The sequence below is a fragment of the Gluconacetobacter liquefaciens genome, from assembly GCF_003350405.1.
Classification (GTDB): Bacteria; Pseudomonadota; Alphaproteobacteria; order Acetobacterales; family Acetobacteraceae; genus Gluconacetobacter; species Gluconacetobacter liquefaciens.
The window spans coordinates 1-2500 of the sequence record NZ_QQAW01000024.1; the positions used below are offsets into that span (position 1 = coordinate 1).

Consider the following 2500-nt stretch of genomic DNA (forward strand, 5'->3'; position numbering starts at 1 on the left):
TGGTTGCGGGGGCAGGATTTGAACCTGCGGCCTTCAGGTTATGAGCCTGACGAGCTACCGGGCTGCTCCACCCCGCGGTGGTGTAGGTAGACTGGAAGACCTGGCGGCGACCGACTTTCCCGCGTCTTAAGACGCAGTATCATAGGCGCAGGGGCATTTCACGGCCGAGTTCGGGATGGGATCGGGTGGATCTTTCCCCGCCATAGCCACCAGGTCGTCCAGTCCACCCTGAGAGGGGTGTTAAAGGGCGTGTGAGGTTGGTGTTTTTTTTGTGAGTGTGAGTGTGCGTGGATGATTTCTGTGCATGTGTGTTTGCCTGGTTTGACCAGGCGGTGTGAGTGAGCCTATTGGGCGATTAGGACCAGTTAGCTGCACGCATTACTGCGCTTCCACATCTGGCCTATCGACGTGATGGTCTATCACGGCCCTCAGGGAGACCTAGTTTTGAGGTGGGTTTCTCGCTTAGATGCTTTCAGCGATTATCCCGTCCAAACTTAGCTACCCGGCTGTGCCGCTGGCGCGACAACCGGTACACCAGAGGTCTGTTCATCCCGGTCCTCTCGTACTAGGGACAAATCCTCTCAAGTCTCCAACACCCACGGCAGATAGGGACCGAACTGTCTCACGACGTTCTAAACCCAGCTCACGTACCACTTTAATCGGCGAACAGCCGAACCCTTGGGACCTGCTCCAGCCCCAGGATGTGATGAGCCGACATCGAGGTGCCAAACCTCCCCGTCGATGTGGACTCTTGGGGGAGATCAGCCTGTTATCCCTAGAGTACCTTTTATCCGTTGAGCGATGGCCCTTCCACGCGGGACCACCGGATCACTATGGCCGACTTTCGTCTCTGATCGAGCTGTCACTCTCACAGTCAGGCGGGCTTATGCCATTGCACTCAACAGTCGATGTCCGACCGACCTGAGCCCACCATCGCGCGCCTCCGTTACACTTTGGGAGGCGACCGCCCCAGTCAAACTGCCCACCATGCAGGGTCCCGGACCAGGCTTACTGGTCTCGGTTAGACATCAGAAACAGTCAGGGTGGTATTTCAAGGATGGCTCCACCGGAACTGGCGCCCCGGTTTCAAAGCCTCCCACCTATCCTACACAGAATGTCTCTGATGCCACTGCAAAGCTGCAGTAAAGGTTCATAGGGTCTTTCCGTCTGACCGCGGGTACCCCGCATCTTCACGGGGAATTCAATTTCGCTGAGCCGATGCTGGAGACAGCGGGGAAGTCGTTACGCCATTCGTGCAGGTCGGAACTTACCCGACAAGGAATTTCGCTACCTTAGGACCGTTATAGTTACGGCCGCCGTTTACCGGGGCTTCAATTCAGTGCTTGCACACCTCCTCTTAACCTTCCGGCACCGGGCAGGCGTCAGGCCGTATACGTCGTCTCTCGACTTCGCACAGCCCTGTGTTTTTACTAAACAGTCGCTACCCCCTGGTTTGTGCCACCCGCCGATGGTTGCCCACTGACGGGTCTCGCTTATCCCGAAGTTACGCGAGTAATTTGCCTAGTTCCTTCAGCATCGTTCTCTCAAGCGCCTTGGTATTCTCTACCAGTCCACCTGTGTCGGTTTCGGGTACGGTCTATATGCCAGAGCTATTTCCTGGAATGCGCAAAAAGCCAGCCCAATCCGATAAGGACTGACAACATCTTGCATTCGTCACTTCTGGCAGGCCCAGGAATATTCACCTGGTTTCCATCGACTACGGCTTTCGCCCTCGCCTTAGGGGCCGGCTCACCCTGCGCGGATTAACCTTGCGCAGGAACCCTTGGACTTTCGGCGACAGTGTTTCTCGCACTGTTTGTCGCTACTCATGTCAGCATTCGCACTTCCGATATCTCCAGAGAGGGTCACCCCGTCTCCTTCACAGACTTACGGAACGCTCCGCTACCGCGCATTCAAAGAATGCACCCACAGCTTCGGCACGTGGCTTGAGCCCCGTTACATTTTCGGCGCAGGGTTTCTAATAGACCAGTGAGCTATTACGCTTTCTTTAAAGGATGGCTGCTTCTAAGCCAACCTCCTGGTTGTTTTGGAATCCCCACATCCTTTCCCACTTAGCCACGATTTGGGGGCCTTAGCTGGTGGTCTGGGCTGTTTCCCTCTCGACGATGGACCTTAGCACCCACCGTCTGTCTGCCAGGCTAAACTTCCGGGTATTCGGAGTTTGGTTAGGTTTGGTAAGGCTTTGGGCCCCCCTAGCCCATCCAGTGCTCTACCCCCCGGGGTCAACACCTGACGATCTACCTCAATAGATTTCGCGGAGAACCAGCTATCTCCGAGTTTGATTGGCCTTTCACCCCTAGCCACAGCTCATCCCCGACTTTTTCAACAGGCGTGGGTTCGGCCCTCCAGTGCGTGTTACCGCACCTTCAGCCTGGCCATGGCTAGATCACTCGGTTTCGGGTCTTCTGCCAGCAACTCGTCGCCCTATTCAGACTCGCTTTCGCTTCGCCTACACCTAACGGCTTAAGCTCGCTGCAAA

At 56.0% G+C, this 2500-nt stretch carries 1 tRNA gene and 2 rRNA genes (1 of these 3 cut by a window edge); all 3 read right to left on the reverse strand.

The window, feature by feature from the left end:
- Positions 1-77: transfer RNA gene (locus tag C7453_RS18495), tRNA-Met, on the reverse strand.
- A 21-nt stretch (positions 78-98) separates the two neighbouring features.
- A 5S ribosomal RNA gene (gene rrf, locus C7453_RS18500) occupies positions 99-214 on the reverse strand.
- A 120-nt stretch (positions 215-334) separates the two neighbouring features.
- Positions 335-2500, reverse strand: a 23S ribosomal RNA gene (locus C7453_RS18505); it runs 575 nt beyond the window's last position.